5 protein-coding genes are annotated in these 6323 nt (G+C 49.9%); 1 reads left to right on the top strand and 4 read right to left on the bottom strand.

What is annotated here, in order from left to right; translation table 11 throughout:
- Window positions 1–489: 489 nt before the first annotated feature.
- From BM022_RS14095 to BM022_RS14080, 4 genes are all read right to left on the bottom strand, one after another.
- Window positions 490–1842: a protein NO VEIN domain-containing protein gene (locus BM022_RS14095; protein ID WP_177191742.1), complete on the bottom strand. Its 1353-nt coding sequence runs from the start codon at window positions 1840–1842 to the stop codon at window positions 490–492.
- Window positions 1843–1994: 152 nt separating this feature from the next.
- A complete protein-coding gene (locus BM022_RS15310; protein WP_143079596.1) occupies window positions 1995–2474 on the bottom strand; it encodes a hypothetical protein in 480 nt (159 codons plus the stop codon).
- 910 nt (window positions 2475–3384) lie between these two features.
- Window positions 3385–3711 carry a hypothetical protein gene (locus tag BM022_RS14085; RefSeq protein WP_091140314.1) on the bottom strand — a complete coding sequence of 109 codons (327 nt, stop codon included), beginning with the start codon at window positions 3709–3711 and terminating at the stop codon, window positions 3385–3387.
- Window positions 3712–4644: 933 nt separating this feature from the next.
- Window positions 4645–4860 carry a hypothetical protein gene (locus BM022_RS14080; RefSeq protein ID WP_091140312.1) on the bottom strand — a complete coding sequence of 72 codons (216 nt, stop codon included), beginning with the start codon at window positions 4858–4860 and terminating at the stop codon, window positions 4645–4647.
- Between the two features lie 632 nt (window positions 4861–5492).
- Between BM022_RS14080 and BM022_RS14075 the strand changes: the two genes are divergently transcribed.
- Window positions 5493–5915, top strand: a complete 423-nt coding sequence (locus BM022_RS14075; protein WP_091140310.1) for a hypothetical protein — start codon at window positions 5493–5495, stop codon at window positions 5913–5915.
- The last annotated feature ends 408 nt before the right edge of the window (window positions 5916–6323 follow it).

Below are 6323 nucleotides of genomic sequence, written 5' to 3'. Positions count from 1 at the left end.
GTCAACATAATCGGCAGCCAAAAAGCCACCATATTCGCCCAGGTGGGTCAGTTTTACTCCGGCTCAGTGGGTCAGTATTACAGCGGCGCTAACAAAGAGGTGGAATGATCGATGTCAGCGAGGCAGCACGATTTACCTATATTCTCGTAGGAATTGGGAAACTAATTGAGGCAACGGAAATTGAAAAGCGGCTTTCTCAAATGGAAAGGAAGTTACTGAAATGAGCCTGCTAAGAAGATTAGAAATACTTGAGGACGCAGCGCTGCGTCAGGGAGGGGACCCGGGATACAAGCTGGTTATGATAGAGGATGATGAGATGCCGCAGGAGGCTATCGCGAGGTCGGGGTTGACAAATTGGCCTATGGACAGAATTCTCTTGATTAGCTTTGTTAAGGCCAATCGGAAATTGCCTCGGATCGGCTAACTCATTGAGGTCAATAGTATCGCCCCTCCTGCCTCAAAGCTGCGCACTCTACAGTGATAGCTTCTCTAGGTGGATTGTTTATTAGTGGGACTTGCGCGAAAGTTGGTGGCAAGAAGATCACAGCACTTTTCGACATCCCCGTTTAGCAGGTAAAACGATACTTGATCCCCAGGAGAACAAAAATGAAATAAACGATAAATCCAGTAAGAGTTTTGATCTTCACGTGAAGCCAACACTTCATTCAGCGAGATAAAGAACGGGGTGGACCGGGGCCCTTGCGTGGTCTTAACTTCGATTCGCTTCCTTGCCCCATCGGGTTGGAATGAAAGAATGTCGAAACCTGCGGACGCATCGTAAAGTGCTACGTGCTTAACCTCATCCGCTAAATCTTCTCGTTTTGCCGCGTTCAGCATATTTATTTCGTACTGCAGAACTAGTTTCTCACCCGCTAGACCGAGATGCCGATTTTTCTCATCCTGAGTAGTCCAATCAATTATCGAACCTTTGGTCTTTGGTGACGCCACCTTTTGGAATTTTGATCGTGTTGTAAGTTGACTGTTAGGGGGATCAGTTTTGAGAAGAGTTTTGCCGGTCACATCGGTATTGAAAGGTGAGTAAGTCGGATCTATGGGCGCGCGGTATGGGAGACCCATGCGCTCCAAGTCCTCTCCGTTTAAGTCCCAACTTCGGATGGACCAAATAAAACGAACCCGTCCCATGGGATCAGCGTCGTGGGAAAAATACTGCAACAGTCCTAGATAGAAATACTGAGATACCGCGTTGGAGCGTAGAAACAAACGAATGTTATTTTCATGCGGACGGTGGTTAAGCAATTTTTGTATAACAACCGATCCATGCAAGTGAGTTCGAAACTCCCACTCAAGGAACCCGTCTTCACTTATCGTGTGTTTGTACGACTTGTCTTGATATGGTTCCCCCAAAGTAATCATAAAAATAAAATTTCCGCTTCCTTTAGGCGTTTCTATTACAGCCCCTTCCTTGCACTTTAAACCCGGTTCGAAGAGCTGTGAAATTTCCTCCCTGCCGTATTGCCGATACCGGCTCAACCCTTTCGGGACGTAACAGTCTGCGACGCCCTTGTTCTTTTTTCGTATCTCGAACCGGAGAGCTTTTAGTACTCTGAAGCAGGACGAATGTTCTCCCCCTGTAAATTCATCTGAGGTGAGTTCCCTCCCGATCGCCCGTTTGGTAGCGAGACCGAGGATTGCTTTCGGAGGGTAAGCTTTTCCCTCATGGACGAGATCGAACTCCGTCGAATCCATAAACCCGTAGCTAGCTATAGTTTCGGGCTTAAATACCGCCAATACGTCTAGAACATCTTGCCTTGTTACTCCGTTGAGTAATTCACGTAATCCTCTAATCCTGCCCGTCGGACCTTTCTCAATATTTGTCTCCATTACCATCCTTTCCCATCTGCTTTCTCTCCAGAATGTTGCAAGCTAATGCCTTGCGCTTCCTATCCCCCAACTAGTTTTCCTTGCCGTCTGAAAACACACCGCAGCCGAAAAAGAGCTGACAGCACAGTGAAGTAGTTCACGCTCTCATTCTTCTACCATCCAGATAAATAATGAGAGCATTCCCGTTCAGGGGGACGGACGTTAATACAGTCCACATATTGATCAAGTTTCTTCCGACGCTCTGGTCCCGATGCCCGTAACTGCCTCGTTCGCATCCATTCTTCGTGTGCCGGGTCGCTTCCAATAAGGTTGGTAGCTTCAGCCACTTCGTCGGAGAGATATTTAACCGTCCTGCTGGGCACTATCATCATTGCGTCGTATAGGCTATCGGAGATTCCCATGAGCGAGAGATACTGCTTTACGGTGGCCGAGAGTGCACTGTACTGGCCTTGGGACTGCGCGTGTGACAGCTCAGCGAACTCTTGGGCGGGAAAGGAGGGCCTATGAATACCGAGCTTAGAGCCTTCAAACGCGTTTCTCCACACGCCCCCGGCCAGCACGAGTATGCAAGCTGAACTGCACTCTGCATTGGAGTCGATAAAGATGTGGGCCGCTTGGGATCGGAGGATCATACCCATCTCCATAGCCGCTTTAACTTCCCCGCCCCGTGAGTTTAAAGACACCATAACGCCAAAATGCGTGAATGGGCTAGTCGATTTCTTAGCTTGGTCAATATAAGCAAGAAGACGTGGAACTGCAGATTGTCGGATCTCGCCAGAAATCTCGATGTACCCTCTGTCGGTGATGCGTCCCGCTGCCGGAAGTGGGGACTTCATGGGCACCACTCGAATGGCTGTCTCTTCAAGTGAAGACGCTACGGGCTCCTGCTTCGGTGTCGCCGGTTCTGTGTCAAACTGATCAAACGAGTTCGTGCTGACTGAAACTCGAGACTGTGTTTGCGTAGTAGCATTTCGCGCTTCAGCCATCATTAAAGGGTGCCTCGGTACTGTCCTGGCAACCTCCTCTGCCGAAATCAAACTATTCCCCGTGACAACTCTCAGAGCCTCTAGCGTTGCCCCTCTACCAGGCACATGCGGCCCGGGAAAGATAAAGTGGGCGTCTGCATTTCCTTCGGCGGCTAGCGGCCTAATTGTCCTGAAATCCTGTCCGTAATCACCTTTACTTAGGGCAGCTGCCCTATCATCATTTGGCACGGCCACAGCGGCACCGCCATAAAGCATAAAGCACATCCACGCAGCAGCGATCCAACGGCGAAAACTCACGAAAATGTTGTGGTGCATAGTGTTTTCCGGTTACGAGTGAAAGTCTGGAATACCGTTGAGTGAATTTAAGCAACGAACAAAAATTACAGGCTGCGCTTGTCCTAGATGCGATCCAATTTTGTCTGATGTCCTCATCGGTGATACTCCGATATTCCCAGTAAATGTTGGCGGATAGCTAGCGGGAAGACTGTGATACACGACCTTCGAGGCTGAGTTAGACTGGCATAATTGAGCAGGGCGATGATCTGGACGTTGTTGATCAGAACCCTGGGAAGGACTGTATAGAGCCGGGAGCGGAGGGTGCGACTATCGCGGGAGGATTGGTCGCATACGGGTTGTTCGGGGAATCGGCTGAATAGCGCGAACCGTATTTTCCGTAAGGATTATTGACAGAATCGGCGGAATATTCGCTACCGTAGCGACCATACGGGTTGCTCGTGCTGTTAGGATCATGCGGGTTATTACTCAGGTTGCCGAGATACTTGCCGGTCTGACGATCGACGAGAATAGGTGGACCGGCTAAAGACAATTCGAATGCGAGCGCAAGAAGTAATCCGACCAGAAACGATGTGCCTTCCTTGTTCATCGTGCTTCTCCTATTGACTGTCCTTTAATTATTCCGCGGACCACGACAACTTCAAATTGATCTTACGTCTTTTTCGGTCGAAAACTAGTGGACCTTGGTACAGCTTTTCTGGTTGACGTTTTGGGAGGTGATGCGGTTGCCCGAGGCGTCCTCTACAGGAAGGAGTTGCCAAGGAGCCAGTTGTCGCTGCGTTCAAGCAGAACATACTAACGCGGCGGAAGAGGGCGAGCGTACCGAATACGTTGACGTACTGATACCGAATACGTTTTCGTACTGGATAAGCCAGGCAGCTTCCCTTTTGACGTTGTTTGTGGTCGATTACACCGCTTTTTAGGACGCGGAAGAATGTGGAGGTGAAGGAAAAATTGGCAAATCGATAGGAAGGGCTCTATGCGAGTCGGGGAGCGATTTTCGGCTCTGGTTGACGCTCATCCTATCAAACACGCCCAAGATTTTCATTAATCCCGCTTTGAAGAAGGGCGGAAACTATAGCAGCTTGAAAGAAGCTGTAGTAGTTCGAACACTTCGCTCCGTTACGCCGTTGATTGTTTCCAATTCCATTGCCGGTCCGGTTCCATGTGTGACTAAAGAGTTTCCAAGCCCAACACCTGCACGCACCCGCTGGCGTTAATCTGGTAGTTCCGGCTCTACGAACGTTCCGCCAAGCCAAGCAGGACGCGCGGATACACAACCTTGGCGAGTGCCGCCTCTTGAGACTCTCTTCCGCCAATAAATGGCAGGTTATAGCTAAAGACCTTTGCTACTGGCTGTCAATTAATACCAGTGTTAAGCTTAATTTGACATGAAACAAGCATAAAAGTCGTGGTCGGCCCAGCTCAAGCGCTACCAGGCTGAGACGCCGCGCTTTTCGACAGGCAAGGGCAGAGCTATATAAGCGTAACGCTTTTTGCGTTCTCCGTCAGAAGAAAGGGATCACGTTATCTCATCGTTCGCAGGTGGCGCAGCCAGTTCGGTCCATATAACATGGAGCTCGTAATCATCAACTGAAGCCTCGGGATGATCTTTCCGCAGCAATTGCGTTGCAGTGGTACGCGTTTCTTCATTATCAAGTGCTGCCTGAAGGATAACCGGCCCAATGCGTGGTTTAGTTCCGTCCTTCGATTCAAGTGAATACTCCAGTTGGCGCATGTGTTTCTCCTTTGGTTAGCGTCTGATCGGATTATCCGGGTACAGATTAAAGTATCAACATGAATCATAAGCGCGGTAAGACAAAGAATGGCATGGCCAGATGCTTCATGTGCAAGCCTAACAAAATGAATGGCTATTATCGTGGTGCCATGAAACAACGGCTCAGACCGGCTGAATTTTGCTGCGCCGCACTACGTCTTCACTGGACGTGCGCCTAATTCCTATTGGATTGAAGTACGGGGTAATCAGGGAAAGCCAACCTGTACTCGTTACAAGCAAACTTTGCTTAGCGGTCCCGTAGCGCATTCACCTACACGTCATGGCACTGGCATGGTATGACGTCATCGCCTGTACACGGTAGTCTTCAACACCGAGCCGCGTGTTGAGCCGCATTGATGATCACAGCCGAACCCGCACCACCTTCTTCTCAAAGCGCCGGAGATGTCCGTGCCTCATGCATGCGGACACGCATGTTTTCCGCCCCAGCAACGCGCTTCTCTGCCCCAAAATCCTCGATTGATCAAAGGTTTTACTAAGGGAAACGCTTAGTAAAAAACCAGAGTTTCCCCAGTATATTCCTCACATTTACTGCGGTAGGATGACATCACTTTCACGCTATTTGGGGTGCCGCCATGAAAACAAAACTGGTAAATGCCTTCGCAGGGTTGTCCATGATTGGTATCTTGTTCTCGGCAAGCTCATCCGTCTTTGCCATGCAGCCCATTGACACGCCAGAAATCCGCGCTGCCGCTCAAAATGCCGCCACTTCCAGCGAGCATGAATTCGTTGCGAAATACTATGAGCGTGCCGCTGCCCAGCTGCAGGCAAAGATGAAGGAGCAGAAAGAGCTGCTGGAGCAATATGAAAACAAGAGTTACCTGTATGGCCGGCAAGCTCAAGATCTCCAATCCCATACCTCGGCGCTGATCCGGGATTATGAGAAAAGCGCGGAAGCAAGTAACAAATTAGCAGCCCTGCATCGGCAAATGGCTGCCCAGCTGAATCAAAATCACGCAGCCAACACGCAGTTGCTTAAGTCTGCAGCGGGGTTGTAATAATTCCGTAAGGAACGCCCCGGCGGCGTCCTGACCTCAGAGAGCCTCAATAGGCTCTCCTAGGGGAGTATATGGGCGCCGTGCTGTGATCGCGCCCACGCGTCCGGTTTACTCTCGTTTAGCAGAAAAAAATGGAGTCAAAAGACTCCGTTCGCCCCTTTTCCTTTTGGTGTTTCGTTCGCTGCGCTTGAAAGAAGGGTGAGCGGGAAGCGGACGACTGAACCGGTTCTTCTCTTAAAAGAAAGCTGGGATGCACTCAATTACCTAGAAAGGAAACAAGAGCGCCTCATTCTGCATGGCAGTTTTCATATTGCTTGCTCCAGATAGGGGGAATGTTCCGCTATATGGCCGGAATCACATCGTCCTACTGGACGATCGTAACAAGTAGCCCGGTATGGAAAGGTGGTG

This window comes from Nitrosospira sp. Nsp14 (assembly GCF_900113575.1).
Classification (GTDB): Bacteria; Pseudomonadota; Gammaproteobacteria; order Burkholderiales; family Nitrosomonadaceae; genus Nitrosospira.
The sequence above is the reverse complement of the archived record's forward strand: the minus strand, read 5'-3'. Positions and strand labels throughout refer to the sequence as shown.

Bases quoted from the DNA above. Each gene is read 5' to 3' on its own strand.
- BM022_RS14095 (WP_177191742.1), bottom strand. From the start codon at position 1,842: ATGGAGACAAATATTGAGAAAGGTCCGACGGGCAGGATTAGAGGATTA.
- BM022_RS14075 (WP_091140310.1), top strand. From the start codon at position 5,493: ATGAAAACAAAACTGGTAAATGCCTTCGCAGGGTTGTCCATGATTGGT.
- BM022_RS14080 (WP_091140312.1), bottom strand. From the start codon at position 4,860: ATGCGCCAACTGGAGTATTCACTTGAATCGAAGGACGGAACTAAACCA.
- BM022_RS15310 (WP_143079596.1), bottom strand. From the start codon at position 2,474: ATGATCCTCCGATCCCAAGCGGCCCACATCTTTATCGACTCCAATGCA.
- BM022_RS14085 (WP_091140314.1), bottom strand. From the start codon at position 3,711: ATGAACAAGGAAGGCACATCGTTTCTGGTCGGATTACTTCTTGCGCTC.